The 15141-nt window shown below is 71.3% G+C and carries 18 protein-coding genes and 1 pseudogene (1 of these 19 running past the window's edge); 18 read left to right on the top strand and 1 reads right to left on the bottom strand.

What is annotated here, in order from left to right:
• Nucleotides 1–12: 12 nt before the first annotated feature.
• The 5 genes from trmD to E6G06_20265 all read left to right on the top strand — a co-directional run bounded on the left by trmD (nt 13) and on the right by E6G06_20265 (nt 2461).
• Nucleotides 13–732, top strand: a complete 720-nt coding sequence (gene trmD, locus E6G06_20285; GenBank protein ID TML86609.1) for a tRNA (guanosine(37)-N1)-methyltransferase TrmD — start codon at nt 13–15, stop codon at nt 730–732.
• Between the two features lie 57 nt (nt 733–789).
• Nucleotides 790–1140: a 50S ribosomal protein L19 gene (locus tag E6G06_20280; GenBank protein ID TML86608.1), complete on the top strand. Its 351-nt coding sequence runs from the start codon at nt 790–792 to the stop codon at nt 1138–1140.
• A gap of 39 nt (nt 1141–1179) precedes the next feature.
• Nucleotides 1180–1707 (top strand): signal peptidase I, encoded by a 528-nt coding sequence (gene lepB / locus E6G06_20275; GenBank protein TML86607.1) that lies wholly within the window; start codon nt 1180–1182, stop codon nt 1705–1707.
• Between the two features lie 105 nt (nt 1708–1812).
• The gene (locus E6G06_20270; protein ID TML86606.1) at nt 1813–2109 is read left to right on the top strand and encodes a DUF2469 family protein; all 297 of its coding nucleotides are present in this window, start codon (nt 1813–1815) and stop codon (nt 2107–2109) included.
• A gap of 4 nt (nt 2110–2113) precedes the next feature.
• A complete protein-coding gene (locus E6G06_20265) occupies nt 2114–2461 on the top strand; it encodes a YraN family protein (protein TML86605.1) in 348 nt (115 codons plus the stop codon).
• A 23-nt stretch (nt 2462–2484) separates the two neighbouring features.
• Here the strand turns inward: E6G06_20265 and E6G06_20260 are convergent, their stop codons facing one another.
• A complete protein-coding gene (locus E6G06_20260) occupies nt 2485–2676 on the bottom strand; it encodes a hypothetical protein (GenBank protein ID TML86604.1) in 192 nt (63 codons plus the stop codon).
• A gap of 113 nt (nt 2677–2789) precedes the next feature.
• On the opposite strand from E6G06_20260, the gene E6G06_20255 reads away from it, so the two are divergent.
• The 13 genes and pseudogenes from E6G06_20255 to E6G06_20195 all read left to right on the top strand — a co-directional run.
• Complete coding sequence (locus E6G06_20255) at nt 2790–3563, top strand: enoyl-CoA hydratase (protein ID TML86603.1); 774 nt, start codon at nt 2790–2792, stop codon at nt 3561–3563.
• Nucleotides 3564–3660: 97 nt separating this feature from the next.
• Nucleotides 3661–5172, top strand: coding sequence for an ATP-binding protein (locus E6G06_20250; protein ID TML86602.1), 1512 nt, complete (start codon nt 3661–3663; stop codon nt 5170–5172).
• Nucleotides 5173–5245: 73 nt separating this feature from the next.
• Entirely contained in the window at nt 5246–6418 is a 1173-nt protein-coding gene (locus E6G06_20245; GenBank protein ID TML86601.1) for a DNA-processing protein DprA, read from the top strand.
• 18 nt (nt 6419–6436) lie between these two features.
• Nucleotides 6437–7321, top strand: coding sequence for a hypothetical protein (locus tag E6G06_20240; protein ID TML86600.1), 885 nt, complete (start codon nt 6437–6439; stop codon nt 7319–7321).
• A complete protein-coding gene (gene whiG / locus E6G06_20235) occupies nt 7266–8114 on the top strand; it encodes an RNA polymerase sigma factor WhiG (GenBank protein ID TML86599.1) in 849 nt (282 codons plus the stop codon). Before E6G06_20240 ends, whiG begins: the two co-directional genes overlap by 56 nt.
• Before the next feature lie 72 nt (nt 8115–8186).
• Nucleotides 8187–8684 (top strand): M23 family metallopeptidase, encoded by a 498-nt coding sequence (locus E6G06_20230; protein ID TML86598.1) that lies wholly within the window; start codon nt 8187–8189, stop codon nt 8682–8684.
• Nucleotides 8685–8797: 113 nt separating this feature from the next.
• Nucleotides 8798–9751: a 30S ribosomal protein S2 gene (gene rpsB, locus E6G06_20225; protein TML86597.1), complete on the top strand. Its 954-nt coding sequence runs from the start codon at nt 8798–8800 to the stop codon at nt 9749–9751.
• The gene (gene tsf / locus E6G06_20220; GenBank protein TML86596.1) at nt 9751–10545 is read left to right on the top strand and encodes a translation elongation factor Ts; all 795 of its coding nucleotides are present in this window, start codon (nt 9751–9753) and stop codon (nt 10543–10545) included. Before rpsB ends, tsf begins: the two co-directional genes overlap by 1 nt.
• 5 nt (nt 10546–10550) lie before the next feature.
• Nucleotides 10551–11282, top strand: coding sequence for a UMP kinase (locus E6G06_20215; protein ID TML86595.1), 732 nt, complete (start codon nt 10551–10553; stop codon nt 11280–11282).
• Nucleotides 11279–11851, top strand: coding sequence for a ribosome recycling factor (locus E6G06_20210; GenBank protein ID TML86594.1), 573 nt, complete (start codon nt 11279–11281; stop codon nt 11849–11851). Before E6G06_20215 ends, E6G06_20210 begins: the two co-directional genes overlap by 4 nt.
• A gap of 18 nt (nt 11852–11869) precedes the next feature.
• On the top strand, nt 11870–13351 hold the full coding sequence (locus tag E6G06_20205; protein TML86593.1) for a phosphatidate cytidylyltransferase: 1482 nt from the start codon (nt 11870–11872) through the stop codon (nt 13349–13351).
• Between the two features lie 4 nt (nt 13352–13355).
• A complete protein-coding gene (locus E6G06_20200) occupies nt 13356–14522 on the top strand; it encodes a 1-deoxy-D-xylulose-5-phosphate reductoisomerase (protein TML86592.1) in 1167 nt (388 codons plus the stop codon).
• Nucleotides 14519–15141: pseudogene (locus E6G06_20195) on the top strand (hypothetical protein); it runs 673 nt beyond the window's last position. Before E6G06_20200 ends, E6G06_20195 begins: the two are co-directional and overlap by 4 nt.

The following is a 15141-nucleotide window of genomic DNA, read 5'->3' as shown; positions in this document are numbered from 1 at the left end:
GAACGGTGTGACGTGCGGATCGACGTCTTCACCTGCCTGCCGCAACTGCTGGAGGCACCGCTCAACGGAAGCCTGCTCGGTCGGGCACGCGAGCACGGGCTCGTCGACGTCCGGCTGCACGACCTGCGCGACCACACCACCGACCGGCACCGGTCGGTGGACGGCCCGCCGTTCGGCGGTGGCGCCGGCATGGTGCTCGCTCCGGAGCCGATCTTCCGCGCCGTGGAGGCGGTCGTGCCACCGCGTCCGCTCTTCCTCCTCGGTCCCGGCGGGCGTCGATTCGATCAGGGGTTGGCCCGCGAGCTCGCCGCGGGCCCGGGTTTCTCGCTGCTCTGCGGCCGCTACGAGGGAGTCGACGAGCGCGTGCGCGATCACCTCGTGGACGGCGAGTTGTCGGTCGGCGACTACGTGCTCGCCGGTGGCGAGGCGGCCGCCTTCGTCGTCGTCGAGGCGGTGACGCGTCTCGTCCCGGGAGTGATGGGCAACGACGCGTCGGCGGAGGAGGAGTCGTTCGTCGAGGGGCTGCTCGAGTATCCCCACTACACCCGCCCGGCGACGTTCCGGGGACACGAGGTGCCCGAGGTGCTGCGCTCCGGCGACCACGGCCGCATCGCCCGGTGGCGACGGGCGCAGGCCCTGGCCCGAACCCGCGCGGCCCGGCCCGACCTGATCGACGCGCGTGGGGGCTTGAGCGCCGAGGAGCGTGCCCTGCTCGACGAGTTCGGGTTCTGATGACCGCGCGTGTATCCTGAGCCGTCCCCGGGACCCTGGCCAGGAGCCTGTCGCGCCGTGAACCCCACTGATCTCGTCGATCGCAGCAGCCTCCGTGACGACGTCCCCGCGTTCTCGCCGGGCGACGCGGTGAAGGTGCACGTACGGGTGGTGGAGGGCAGCCGTCAGCGCATCCAGGTGTTCCAGGGAGCGGTCATCCGCCGCCAGGGCTCCGGCGTGCGCGAGACGTTCACCGTGCGGAAGGTGAGCTTCGGAGTCGGCGTCGAGCGCACGTTTCCCGTGCACTCGCCGATCATCGCCCGCATCGAGGTGCTGACCCAGGGCGACGTGCGTCGGGCGAAGCTGTACTACCTGCGTGACCGGTCCGGAAAGGCCGCGAAGATCAAGGAGAAGCGCAGCGTCCGCTGAGCCCGAGGCGGTGCCCGAGATCGGGCTGCCGCGAATGCACTGGGCGAAGGAGGTGGGCCTTCTCGTCGCCGTCGCGCTGCTGGTCGTGTGGCCGGTGCGCACGTTCGTCGCCCAGGCGTACTACATCCCCTCGGCGTCGATGACCCCGCAGCTCGAGGTCAACGACCGCGTCGTCGTCTCGAAGCTCGCGTACGACCTGCACGACCCGCGCCGGGGCGACATCGTGGTCTTCGACGCGCCGCCGGGCCTGCCCGCTCCGCCGGACCACGCGTCGGCGCCGATCCGTTTCATATCAAGCGGGTGGTGGCTCTCCCGGGTGAGCGGGTCGAAGGCCGCCAGGGGCGGATCCTCGTCGACGGCAAGCGGTTGGTGGAGCCCTACCTGCCGCCCGGCACCTCGACCGCGACCTTCGCGCCGACCGTCGTGCCCGCCGGCCGGCTCTGGGTGATGGGCGACAACCGGTCGAACTCGGAGGACAGCCGGGTCTTCGGCCCGATCCGCCGCTCGACGGTCGTGGGCCGGGCCGTCGTGCGGGTGTGGCCGGTCCAACGAACATCGTTCCTCTGACACGTAGAGTGGAACGATGAGCGAGCACCGAAGCGTGGTGCACCAGAGCGAGCACCAAAGCGAAGCGGAGGAGCGCAGCTCCATCAATACGAGCGTGGTGCACCCGTGAGCGCCGAGGACCTCGAGCGGTACGAGACCGAGATCGAGCTCCAGCTCTACGAGGAGTACCGCGACGTCATCAAGATGTTCTCCTACGTCGTGGAGACAGAGCGCCGCTTCTATCTCGCCAACTCGGTCGACATGAACCTGCGCACCGAGGACAACCGCACCTACTTCGAGCTCGACATGCGCGACGCGTGGGTGTGGGACATGTACCGGCCGGGCCCGGCGCGCTTCGTCTCGTCGGTGCGCGTCGTCACGTTCAGAGACGTGAACGTCGAGGAGATCCGTCGGGAGGAGTAGTTCGGTGACGCATGCTCGCCGGGCACTGGGCGCGAGCGGCGAGGAGCTGGTTGCCGAGTGGTACGAGGCGCGCGGCTACCGCGTGCTGGACCGCAACTGGCGCTACCAGCGCGGCGAGCTCGACATCGTGGCGTCCCGCGGTGCGCTCGTCGTCTTCTGTGAGGTGAAGACCCGCACGTCGGACGCGTTCGGTGTGCCGGCCGAAGCCGTCACCCGCACGAAGCGGGCGCAGCTGCGCAAGCTCGGCGTGCAATGGCTCGAGCAGGCCGGCCGGCGCAGTGCCGGTGAGATCCGCTTCGACGTGGCGTCGGTGCTCGCCGGCGACGTCGAGGTGATCGAAGCCGCGTTCTGACTGCGTTTCGATCGCGGTTGCCCTCAGCGTCGGCGGTCGCGGTGCGCCCAGCACGCGTGGTGCCAATGGCGGCGCAGGTCGGGCGCGTCGGAGGGCACCACGACGAGATGACCGGTTCCGGGCTCGATCCACTGGTTGCAGCCCGGGCACCGATAGCGCTTCACCGCCTGATACGGCTGGACCCGGGTGACCGTCACCTCGGGATCAGGGCCCACGCGAGCACGAGCGCGATCACGACGAAGGCGGCCGCGACGAGCGCGTAGTCCGACGTGCGCCGCTTCTGCTGGCGGAAGGGGTTGAAGCCCACAGGGTCACTATCGTGCCAGCCATGGAGAGCTACGAGACGCTGCTCGTCGACCGCCGTGACGGCGTGGTCACCGTCACCATGAACCGGCCGCACCGCAAGAACGCGGTGACGGCGACGATGATGGAGGAGCTCATTGCGGTCATCACCGAGACGGCCGCGCAGCGCGACGACCGGGTGCTCGTGCTCACCGGCGCCGGGGGCGCCTTCTGCTCGGGTGCAGACCTGAGTGAGTCGCCCGTGAGCGACGGGCTGACCTCGATGCGTCACGTCGGCGATCTCATCCTCGGCCTGCACCGCTTGACCAAGCCCACCATCGCGAAGGTCGGCGGGGTGGCCGCGGGGATGGGCGCGAACATGGCGCTGGGGTGCGACCTCATCCTCGCGTCCGACGACGCTCGCTTCATCGAGATCTTCTCGAAGCGCGGGATGTCGATCGACGGAGGCGGCAGCTGGGTGCTGCCGCGTCTCGTCGGCCTGCACCGGGCCAAGGAGCTCGCGTTCTTCGCCGAGCCGCTGTCGGCACCCGACGCGTTGGCCATGGGACTGGTGAACCGGGTCGTGCCCGCCGACGAGCTCGACGCGCTGGTCGACGAGTGGGCCGCCCAGCTCGCCGCGGGCCCCACGATCGCGCTGTCGATGACGAAGACGCTCCTCAACCACGGCTCCCTGGTGTCGATGCAGCAGGCGCTGGAGGACGAGGCCCGGTGTCAGATCGTCTGCAGCGGTACCGCAGACATCGTCGAGGCGATGAAGGCCTTCGTCGAGAAGCGCGAGCCCCATTTCGAAGGCCGCTGACCCGGGAGCGAAGCGACCGGCAAGCACTGTCGCACCCTCCCGATAGGGTGACAGCCACTTCCTCCTTGCGTGAACCGATACCGCAGGAGGAGCGCCCGTGCTCGCCACCATCCCCTCCGCCACCCTGCTGGGTGTCGAGGGGCACCCCGTCGCCGTCGAGGTGCACGTCTCCAACGGGCTGCCCGGGTTCACGATCGTCGGCCTCCCCGACGCCGCCTGCCGCGAGTCGCGCGACCGGGTCCGGGCCGCGCTCCTGTCCAGCGGGCTGGCCTGGCCGATGCGGCGGGTCACGGTCAACCTGGCGCCCTCCGGCATGCGCAAGGGGGGTGCGGGCCTCGACCTTCCCATCGCGGTGGGGCTGCTCGTGGCCATCGGCGAGCTGTCCGCCGAGGCCGTCGCCGGCTGTGCGTTCCTCGGCGAGCTCGGGCTCGACGGCTCGCTGCGGCGTGTCCCCGGCGTGGTGCCGTTGGTCGACGCGCTCCGCACCCGGTCGGTTGCGGTGCCGCTCGAATGCAGCGCCGAGGCCGGGCTCGTCGGGCGTCACGCGGTCAGGGGGGCATCAGCCCTGCGCGAGCTGGTCGACTGCCTGAAGGGCGATGCGCCCTGGCCGCCGGCGCCCGAAGCCGGCCCCGCGCCCCGCGACGCGGCTTCCCCCGACCTCGCCGACGTCCGCGGTCAGCCCGTGGGCCGTACGGCCATCGAGGTATGCGCGGCAGGTGGCCACCACTGCCTGCTGTCCGGGCCGCCCGGCGCGGGCAAGACGATGCTCGCGCGGCGCCTGCCCGGCCTGCTCCCGACGCTCACGCGCGACGAAGCGCTCGCGGCGACGCGCGTCCACTCCGCGGCAGGTGTCCCGCTGCCCGGTGGCTGGCTGGTCACCCGGCCACCGTTTCGCGCGCCGCACCACGGAGCATCCGCGGTGTCGCTCATCGGAGGCGGCACCGCGGCGATGCGCCCGGGCGAGATCAGCCTGGCCCACAGCGGCGTGCTCTTCCTCGACGAGATGGGAGAGTTCCCCCGGCACGTGCTCGACGCACTGCGTCAGCCGCTCGAGGAAGGCGTAGTGCGCGTGTCGCGCGCCAGGGCCAGCGTCATCTTTCCCGCCCGCTTCCTGCTCGTGGGCGCCACCAACCCCTGCCCGTGCGGGGCCGGTGGGCCGCGCAACTCGTGCCGCTGCAGCGAAGCGGCGCGCTCGCGTTACGCGCGCCGGCTATCGGGCCCGCTCCTCGACCGCTTCGACCTGCGCGTGCTCGTGAGCCGGCCCGAGGTCGGCGAGCTGATGGGAGGCACCGGCGGTGAACCCTCGTCGGTCGTTGCCGAGCGCGTGGCCTCGGCTCGCGCACGCGCCCGGTCGCGGGGTGTTGCGTGCAACGCGGCGCTGCCGGCCGGGCGCCTCGACGACGTCGCCCCCCTCACCACCGCGGCGTCGCGCCTCCTCGAGCACAAGCTCCGGGCCGGTCAGCTCGGCGCGCGCGGCCTGCACCGCGTCCGGCGTGTGGCACGAACGCTCGCAGACCTGGCGGAGGCCGGGCACACCGTCGGCGAGGAGCACGTGTGCCTGGCCCTCGATCTACGGGCCGAGCCTCTCGTCGGCGAGATGGTCGCGTGAGAGTGGGAACGGCCACGGGGCCTGAGCCTCAGGGGCCCCTCCGGACGGTTCCGTCCCCGTTGGAGTCGGGCTCGTGAGTGGCGAGCGCCCGCCGCTCGAAGGGTTCGCGGCCGCGCTCGCCGGGCTCCCCGCGATGGGTCCCAGCCGGATCGCGGCGTTGCTCGACACCTGGCCGGCCGACGACGCGTGGGCACGCGTGGTCGAGGGCCGGGCGATGCGACACGAGCGAGTCGAGTCGACCTGCGGACCCCGACCGGCTCGCATCGCGAGCGAATGGCGCCGGGCCGCACGTGCGACCGATGTCGCCGAGCACTGGTCGCGCTACGCGGCCCACGGCGTCGGCGTCCGGGTGCTCGGGCATCACGGGTATCCGGTCGCGCTGGCGGACGACAACGACCCACCGCGCGTGCTGTTTCACCGCGGCGACCTCGATGCGCTCCACGGCACGCGCGCGTCCATCGTCGGCACGCGCCGGTGCACTCGTTACGGTCACGACATCTCGTTCGAGTTCGGACGCGACCTCGCGCGTGCGGGCGTGCGCGTGGTGTCCGGGCTCGCGCTCGGCATCGACGGCGCGGCGCACCGCGGCGCGCTCGAGGCGACCGACGATGGTGGGGCACCGCCGATCGGCGTGGTGGGCAGCGGGCTCGACGTCATCTACCCGAAGGCCCACGCCCGGCTGTGGGACGAGGTCGCCCGGGCGGGGGTGCTGCTGAGCGAGGCGCCGTTGGGCGCCGCGCCCGAGCCCTGGCGCTTCCCCGCGCGCAACCGCATCATCGCCGCGCTCGGGTCGGTGGTCGTCGTCGTCGAGTCCCACCCGCGCGGCGGGTCACGCCACACCGTCGACGAAGCCGCCGCCCGGGGCCGTCGCGTGCTCGCGGTCCCGGGATCGGTTCGGAGCGCGGCATCGGCGTTCACCAACGAGCTCCTGGCCGAGGGTTGCCATCCGGCGCGCGACAGCACCGACGTCCTCGTCGCGCTCGGCCTCAGCACGGCGGTCGCAGGCGCCGCGGTCGCAGGTGGCGCGGATGGCGCGGGCCGCGCCGATCGCCGCCGCGCTCCCGACGCGATGGGGTCGAGTGTCCTCGACGCCCTCGGCTGGGACGCGGCCAGCCTCGAGGAGCTGGCCGCCCGCACCGCGCAACCCCCGGCCCGGCTCAGCGTCGTGTTGAACCACCTCGAGCGCGACGGCTGGGTCGAGGTCCGCGGCGGCTGGTGGGAGCGGATCACCGAGGTAGCGGGATGAGACCGGTAGGTTGGGCCCGTGGATTGGCAGCACGAAGCGTTCGTGCGCTCGCTGTCCTCGGCCTCCTCCAACACGGTTGTGGCCTACGGCCGCGACGTGGCCGCGTTCGTCCGGTGGGCGGAGCGGGGCGGGCTCAGCGGGCCCGCCGACGTCACGCGTCTGCACCTCCGCCGCTACCTCGCGTACCGCACGACGCTGGGCCGCAAGTCGCGCACGATCGCGCGCGAGGCGGCATCGTTGCGGCGGTACTTCGGTTGGCTGTTGCATGCGGGCGCGATCGATGTCGACCCCTCCCGGCGCCTCTCGGCCCCGCGTGGCGAGGCACGGCTGCCTCGGGTGCTGCGCGACGCCGAGCTGGAGACGGTGCTCGAGGCTCCCGGCCCGCCGCCCACCGACGAGCTGGCCTGGGCCGTTCATCTCCGCGACAACGCGGTCGTCGAGCTCCTGTACGGGAGCGGTCTCCGAGTCGCCGAGCTCTGTGGTCTGCGCCCCCCCGACCTCCAGCTGCGAGAACGGCGGGTGACAGTGTGGGGCAAGGGCGACAAGCAGCGGTGGGTGCCGATGAGCGAGCCGTCGGTCGAAGCGGTGCGGGCATGGCTGGCGCATGGCCGGGCACACCTCGTGGGCGAGCGTTCCCCCGCCGACGCCGCCTTCCTCAACCGCAGGGGTGGTCGGCTCACGCCACGCGACGTCCGGCGCATCCTCGACCGTCGAGCGAGCGATCCCACCCATCCCCATGCGCTCCGGCACACGTTCGCCACCCATCTTCTCGACGGTGGGGCAGACCTGCGTGCCGTTCAGGAGCTGCTGGGTCATGCCGACCTGGCGACCACCCAGCTATACACTCATGTCAGCAAGCAGCGGCTTCGTGCCGTGTACGAAGCAACGCACCCTCGTGCCTAGGACGTCCGTGGAACCCGACGACGACGCGGCAGCCGTCTCCCAGCTCTGGAAGGAGTACAAGGAGACCAACGCCCGCGACGCCCGCGACAAGCTCATCGTTCAGTACTCACCGCTGGTGAAGTACGTGGCCGGTCGCGTCTCCGTGGGGCTCCCGCAGAACATCGAGCAGGCCGATCTGGTCAGCTACGGCATCTTCGGGCTCATCGATGCCATCGACAAGTTCGACACCGACCGGGGCATCAAGTTCGAGACGTACGCGATCGCGCGCATCAAGGGCTCGATCATCGACGAGCTCCGGTCGATCGACTGGGTGCCACGCTCGGTGCGGGCGAAGGCCCGATCGGTCGAGAAGGCGTACACGAAGCTCGAGAACGACCTGCACCGCACCCCGACCGACGCCGAGGTGGCGGCGGAGCTGGGCATGACCGAGGGCGAGCTCCACGGTGTGTTCAACCAGATCTCCTTCGTCGGCCTCGTCGCCCTCGACGAGATGCTGTCGGTCGGCGGTGAGCGCGGCGAGTCCACGACGCTCGGCGACACGATCCCCGACAAGGGCGAGGGACCGGTCGCGGCGTTCGAGGTCGAGGAGATGAAGCAGATCCTCGCCGACGCCATCAACCGCATGCCGGAACGCGAGAAGGTCGTCCTCACGCTCTATTACTACGAGGGCCTCACGTTGGGCGAGATCGGCGAGGTGCTCGGCGTCACCGAGAGCCGGGTCTGTCAGATCCACACCAAGGCGGTGCTGCAGCTCCGGTCGAAGCTGGCCGAGCCCGAGCGCGAGCTGGCCTGAGCTCCTCCCTATCCGGCGGTAGCCTGCGCGCCGGCGCTTCCCCCTCAGAGCCCCCGAGGCCCGGGAGTCGCCATGCTGTCGCTGCTGTCGCTGCGCACCACCCTCACCGCCCTCACCGCGGTCGTCACGTTGGCCGCGGTCGGCTATCGACCGCCGATCGACGCTCCGGTCGTCGACCCGTTCCGTGCCCCACCGGCGCCCTGGGCGGCGGGCAACCGGGGGATCGACTACGCCACCGTGCCCGGCACCCGGGTCGGGGCGGCCGCCGACGGCGCCGTGGTGTTCGCGGGCATGGTGGGCGGGTCGCTCCACGTCGTGGTGCGTCATGCCGACGGGATCCGCACGAGCTACTCGTTCCTGCGCACGGTGCTGGTCCACCGGGGCGACCGGGTCGTCCGGGGCGAGCCCGTCGGCACCGCCGGCGACCGCTTCCACTTCGGCGCCCGGATCGGCGACGTCTACATCGACCCCGCCCTCCTCTTCGGTGACGCAGGCCCGTCCCGGGTGCACCTCGTTCCCGACCGCGACGCCGCCGGGGCCGTGGTGAGCGATCGGGTGCGGTGGCACTAGAGTGGGTCGATCCCAGCGATCGTCGCCGGGGTTCACCACGTCCGTGCGCACCCCACGGTCGCCCTTCGGGGCGCAGCGCCCGGGCCCACCAACCGATGGGAGGAGTGTTTTTCGTGGCTGTCGTCACCATGAAGCAGCTGCTCGAGGCCGGGGTCCACTTCGGCCACCAGACCCGGCGCTGGAACCCGAAGATGCGACGCTTCATCTTCGGCGAGCGCAACGGGATCTACATCATCGACCTGCAGCAGACCCTCGAGCGCATCGAGACCGCGTACACGTACGTGCGCGACACCGTCTCCGATGGAGGCTCGATCCTCTTCGTCGGCACGAAGAAGCAGACCCAGGACCCGGTGGCGCGCTACGCCGACAAGTGCGGCATGCCCTACATCAACGAGCGCTGGCTCGGCGGCATGCTCACCAACTTCCAGACGATCAGCTCGCGCGTGAAGAAGATGCAGGAGTACGAGTCGATGCAGGCCGCCGGTGACTTCGACGCGATGCCGAAGAAGGAGGCGCTGATCCACTCGCGCGAGCTCGAGAAGCTCCAGCGCAACCTGGGCGGGATCCGCACCATGGCGAAGCTCCCCGACGCGGTGTTCATCATCGACACCAAGAAGGAGCACATCGCGGTCACCGAGGCCAACAAGCTCGGCCTGCCGATCGTCGCCGTCGTCGACACCAACTGCGACCCCGACGTCGTCCAGTACGTCATCCCCGGCAACGACGACGCGATCCGCGCGGGCACGCTGCTGTGTCGCGTCATCAGCGACGCGGTCGAGGAGGGGCGCTACATCGCCTCGCGGCGCAACGCCCGCCCGGTGACCACCAAGGCCGACCTGGGCGCCCCCGACCCTGAGAGCGAGGCCCGTCGCGTCCACCAGCAGGCCGAGGCGCGGCGTCAGGCCGCGCTGCAGGCCCAGGAGCGCGAGGCCCGCCTGGCGGCGTCGAGCCGCCGGCCGGCGGCGAGCGAGCCCGACCCCGACAACGCCACCGGCACCACCACCGCGACCGCGTCTCCCGCCACGCCCCCGCCGCCTCCACCTCCTCCACCCCCCGAGGCGCCGTGATGGCCGACTTCACCGCGAAGGACGTGCAGCGCCTCCGCCAGGACACCGGCGCGGGGATGATGGACGCGAAGCGCGCGCTCGAGGAGTGCGCGGGCGACTTCGACGCGGCCAGGACATGGCTGCGCGAGAAGGGGAAGGCGCAGGCGGCGAAGCGCTCCGACCGCGAGAGCTCACAGGGCGCGATCGCCGCCGCGAACACGGGTACGGCCGCGGCTGCCGTCGAGCTCAGGTGCGAGACCGACTTCGTGGCCAAGTCCGCCGAGTTCAGAAGCTTGGTGTCCGAGCTGGCGGAGGCGGTCGCAGCCAAGGGCGAGGCGTCCGCCGACGAACGGGCCGGCGACATCACCGACCTGGGCGTGACGCTCAAGGAGAACATCACGCTGGGCCGCGTGGTGCGCTTCGAGGCGGCCGCGGGCGCCGTCCTCGACACCTACCTGCACGTGCAGAGCGACCGCGGGGTCATCGGCGTGCTCGTCGAGCTCACCGGTGGCGACCAGGCGCTCGCGCACGAGGTCGCGCTGCACATCGCGTCGGCGAACCCGCGATACCTCAGTCGCGACGACGTCCCCCCGGAGGTCGTCGCGGAGGAGCGCGCGGTGCTCGAGAACCTGACGCGCAACGAGGGCAAGCCCGACCAGGCGATCCCCAAGATCGTCGAGGGCCGGATGAACGGCTTCTTCAAGGAGGCGTGCCTGCTCGAGCAGCCGTACGTCAAGGACCAGAAGCAGACCATCCGCCAGCTGCTGGGTGGCGCCGACGTCACCCGCTTCGCGCGCCTGGAGATCGGGAAATAGCGCTGATGCCCGACGGCCTCCCGCAGTGGTCGAGGGTGGTGCTCAAGCTGTCCGGCGAGGCGTTCGCCGACTCGACCATCGGCTACGGCATCGACGGCAAGGTGGTCGCCAGAATCGCGAGCGAGCTGGCCGACGCGAGCAGCGACCTCGGCGTACAGGTGGCCGTCGTCGTGGGTGGCGGCAACATCTGGCGTGGGCTCACGGGTGAGGGCGCGGGCATGGACCGCGCCAACGCGGACTACATGGGCATGCTCGCCACCGTCATCAACGCGCTGGCGCTGCAGGACGCGCTCGAGAAAGTGGGTCAGGCCACGCGCGTGATGACCGCCATTCAGATGGCCCAGATCGCCGAGCCCTACATCCGGCGCCGCGCGATGCGTCACCTCGAGCGGGGGCGGGTGGTGATCTTCGCAGGCGGCACCGGCAACCCGTACTTCACGACCGACACCACCGCGGCGTTGCGCGCTGCCGAGATCGGGGCCGCCGCGATCCTGAAGGGCACGCACTCGGGAGTCGACGGCGTCTACACCGACGACCCCCTGCTCAATCCGGAGGCGACCAAGTTCAGCGAGGTGGCCTACCTCGACGTGTTGCGCCTGGGCCTCAAGGTCATGGACTCCACCGCCATCACCTTCTGCATGGACAACAACCTGCCGATCGTGGTCTTCAACCTCATGGAGCCGGGCAACATCCGCCTCGCCCTCGAGGGGGAGGCGATCGGTACGCTTGTCCGATGACAGAGGATCGCTCTGCCGAAGACGTCCTCCTCGAGACCGTCGAGAAGATGGCCAAGGCGGTCGCCCACACCCAGGGCGACTTCTCCTCTGTCCGCACCGGCCGCGCCACTCCGGCGCTGGTCGAGAAGATCAAGGTCGAGTACCACGGCACCGAGGTGCTCCTCCAGCAGCTGGCCGGGTTCAACGTCCGCGAGGCGCGGCTGCTCGAGATCCAGCCCTATGACAAGAACGACCTCAAGGCCATCGAGAAGGCCATTCAGCACTCCGACCTCGGCATCAACCCCTCCAACGACGGCCAGGTCATCCGCCTGGCGTTCCCGCAGCTCACCGAGGAGCGGCGCCGGGAGATGGTCAAGGTCGTGAAGCACAAGGCGGAGGAGGGGAGGGTGGCCGTGCGCCAGGTGCGACGGACCGCCCGCCACGACCTCGAGGCGCTCGAGCGCGACCACAACCTGTCGGGCGACGAGCTCGAGCGGGCGGAGAAGGAGCTCGAGAAGCTGACCCACGAGTACGTGGCCGAGATCGACCGAATGCTGCAGCACAAGGAGCAGGAGCTGCTCGAGGTCTGAGCTGTCAGGAGGGGTCACGTGGGCGACCGCGACGTTGACGAGGAAGACGAGATCGAGGTCCGGCACACACCGCGTGCGCCCACCGAGGGCGTGCGCATCATCGGCGCCGAGGAGGCGCAGGCGGCCATCGAGACCGGGCAGGCGGCGGGCAAGCGGCCCGACGACGAGCTGCGGTTCGGCGACGTCCCCCCCTCGCCCGAGGGGCCGCGCCCGCCGGTGAGCTTCCCGCTCGCCGAGGACAGCGACCCGTCGACGGCCGTGCCCAAGCCGCCGCCGGTCGCGCCGACGTCGCGCGGCACGACGACGGGCGCCGGCGAGCCCGGGCCGCCCGCCGCCGACCTCCCGCACTGGACCGAGCCCCCCACGGGCGAGGTGCCGCGGATCCTCCCCGAGTCCGACGACGCCTCCGCCGCAGACGACGACATCGACGCCTGGTCGTCGGTCTCGAGCCCGCGCTGGCGCGACCAGCCCGGCGACTGGGAAGGCCGCGACTTCGAGGACGACGAGCTGCAAGGTGCCCGCGACACCCGCGTCGGCGCGCTCGCCGACCGGCCCGAGCACAGCGACCTCTACTCCTTCGACGAGCCCGAGACCGAGGCGCAGCCCTCCGCGCCCGAGCCACCCCCCGTGCGGGCCAGTTCCCGGCCGCGGCCCCCGTTGCTCGACGACGAACGCGCCGACGGTGGTGGACGCAACGTGCCCGTGGCCGTCGCGACCGCCCTCGGCCTCGGGGGCGTCGTGCTGCTCGCCGCCGCCGCCGGGCCGGGCGTGCTGCTCGTGGTGGCCGGCGCCGCCGTCTTCCTCGCGGTCGCCGAGATCTACAACGGCCTCCGCCTCGCTGCCTACCACCCCGCGACGGCGCTGGGCCTCGTGGGCACGATCTCGCTCATGGCCGCGGCCTACCGGAACGGCGAGGCCGCGTTCCCCCTCGTGCTCGCCATGTTCGTCGTGTTCGGCTTCCTCTGGTACCTGATCGGGGTCATCCGGGCGCGTCCCGTGCCGAACCTCTCGGTCACCATCCTGGCCTTCGCCTGGGTCGGCTTCCTAGGCTCGTTCGCGGCACTGCTGCTGAAGTTCCCCCACCGCCACGGCGTGGCGTTCCTGCTGCTCGCCATCATCGCCACCGTCGCCAACGACGTGGCCGCGTTCTTCGTCGGGAGCCGGTTCGGCCGCTCGCCGATGGCGCCCGCCATCAGCCCCAACAAGACCTGGGAGGGCTTCCTCGGGGCATCGGTCGCCACCGTGATCGTCACGGTGGCGGTCGTCGCGGCCTTCGGGCTCGACCCGTGGACGATCCGTCGCGCCTTCCTCCTCTCGCTGGTCGTGATCGTGTTCGCGCCCCTCGGCGACCTGTGCGAGTCGCTGGTGAAGCGCGACCTCAACCTCAAGGACGCGGGCTCGCTCCTCCCGGGTCACGGCGGGGTGCTCGACCGGCTCGACGCGCTGCTGTTCGTCGTGCCCGCCACCTACTATCTCGTGCGGCTCCTCGAGCTGCATTGATCCGGTGAGGACGGTCAGCCTGGTCGGCTCCACGGGGTCGATCGGCACCCAGGCCATCGACGTGATCCGGTCCGAGCCCGGACGCTACGAGGTGGTGGCCCTCGGCGCGGCGTCGTCCATCGAGCGGCTGGCCGAGCAGGCCCACGCCCTGCGGCCCAAGCGGGTGGCCATCGCCGACTCGACGAAGGCCGCCGCGCTTGAGGCGCAGGTCCCCGCGGGCACCGAGGTCTGGGCCGGGCCCGAGTCGCTCGTGGCCATCGCGCGCGACGCCGACGTCGTGCTCAACGCGGTCGTCGGCTTCGCGGGGCTCGGCGTCACCTTGGCCGCGCTCGAGGCGGGCGCCCGCCTGGCGCTGGCGAACAAGGAGTCGCTCATCGCCGGCGGGCCGGTCGTGCAGCGGGCCCGGGCCACCGCCGGCGCCGAGCTGGTGCCGGTCGATTCAGAGCACGTCGCCGTGCACCAGTGCCTGCAGGCCGCCGGAGTGGCCGGGGCCGAGCGGGTGCGGCGCATCGTCCTCACCGCGAGCGGCGGCCCCTTCCGGGGCCGCTCGGCCGCGGATCTCGCCCACGTGACCGTCGACGACGCCCTGGCCCACCCGACGTGGCGGATGGGGCCGAAGATCACCGTCGACTCCTCCACGCTGATGAACAAGGGCCTCGAGGTGATCGAGGCGCACGAGCTCTTCGGTGTCGACTACGGGTGCATCGAGGTGGTCGTGCACCCGCAGTCGATCGTCCACTCGATGGTGGAGTTCACCGACGGGGCCACGCTGGCCCAGCTGTCGCACCCCGACATGCGGCTTGCCATCGGTTATGCGCTCGCATACCCCGATCGGGCCACGATCCCCTTCGGCAGCATCGACTGGGCGGCGCTCCGCCGGCTCGACTTCGAGCCGCCCGACCTCGCCGCGTTCCCGTGCCTGGCCCTCGCCTACGAAGCGGGTCGGGTGGGCGGCACCTGTCCGGCCTGGCTGAACGGCGCCAACGAGGTCGCGGTCGCCGCCTTCCTCGAAGGGGTCATCCCCTGGGTCGCCATAGCCGAAGTACTGCAGGAGGTGCTCTCGGGGCACGATGGAACAACCCCCACCAGTGCCGACGTTGTCATCGAAGCCGACAGGCGGTCCCGGGAATCGGCCCGGCGAGCCGTGGAACGGAGAGCAGCAGCCGCGTGACCGACACAGATCGCACCCAGCCCGGCGCGGGCGCCGACGCCGACCTCGAGGTGGCGCCTGGTAGCCCGCTGAGCATGTTCGGAGGGCGTCGCCCTCCCCGGGAGATGACACCCGACCAGCGGCGGGCGTCGTTGATCCGCCTGCTTGCCGTGGTGGGGATCACCCTCGCCTTCTCGATCGTGACCGGCGCGTTCCCGTTCGTCCTCGTGGTGATCGCGCTGATCGTGATGATCATGCTGCACGAGCTGGGGCACTTCCTGACCGCCAAGTGGAGCGGCATGAAGGTCACCGAGTACTTCCTCGGGTTCGGGCCCCGCCTGTGGTCGGTGCGCAAGGGCGAGACGGAGTACGGCGTCAAGGCGATCCCCGCGGGCGGTTACGTGCGGATCATCGGCATGAGCAACCTCGAGAAGGTCGAACCGGCCGACGAGGCCCGCACCTACCGGCAGCAGTCGTTCCCCCGCCGCCTGTCAGTGGCCGTCGCGGGCTCGACCATGCACTACGTCATGGCCTTCGTTCTGCTGTTCGTCCTCGTCACCGGGGTCGGCGTGCCCGCGACCACGCTCACCATCGGCGAGATCTCGAAGCTCGAGAAGGGCACCAGTCCCGCGCAGCGGGC

It is taken from the genome of Actinomycetota bacterium (assembly GCA_005888325.1).
In the GTDB taxonomy this organism is placed as follows: Bacteria; Actinomycetota; Acidimicrobiia; order Acidimicrobiales; family AC-14; genus AC-14.
The sequence above is the reverse complement of the archived record's forward strand: the minus strand, read 5'-3'. Positions and strand labels throughout refer to the sequence as shown.

Bases quoted from the DNA above. Each gene is read 5' to 3' on its own strand.
- E6G06_20255 (TML86603.1), top strand. From the start codon at position 2,790: ATGGAGAGCTACGAGACGCTGCTCGTCGACCGCCGTGACGGCGTGGTC.
- whiG (TML86599.1), top strand. From the start codon at position 7,266: ATGTCAGCAAGCAGCGGCTTCGTGCCGTGTACGAAGCAACGCACCCTC.
- E6G06_20230 (TML86598.1), top strand. From the start codon at position 8,187: ATGCTGTCGCTGCTGTCGCTGCGCACCACCCTCACCGCCCTCACCGCG.
- tsf (TML86596.1), top strand. From the start codon at position 9,751: ATGGCCGACTTCACCGCGAAGGACGTGCAGCGCCTCCGCCAGGACACC.
- E6G06_20215 (TML86595.1), top strand. From the start codon at position 10,551: ATGCCCGACGGCCTCCCGCAGTGGTCGAGGGTGGTGCTCAAGCTGTCC.
- E6G06_20210 (TML86594.1), top strand. From the start codon at position 11,279: ATGACAGAGGATCGCTCTGCCGAAGACGTCCTCCTCGAGACCGTCGAG.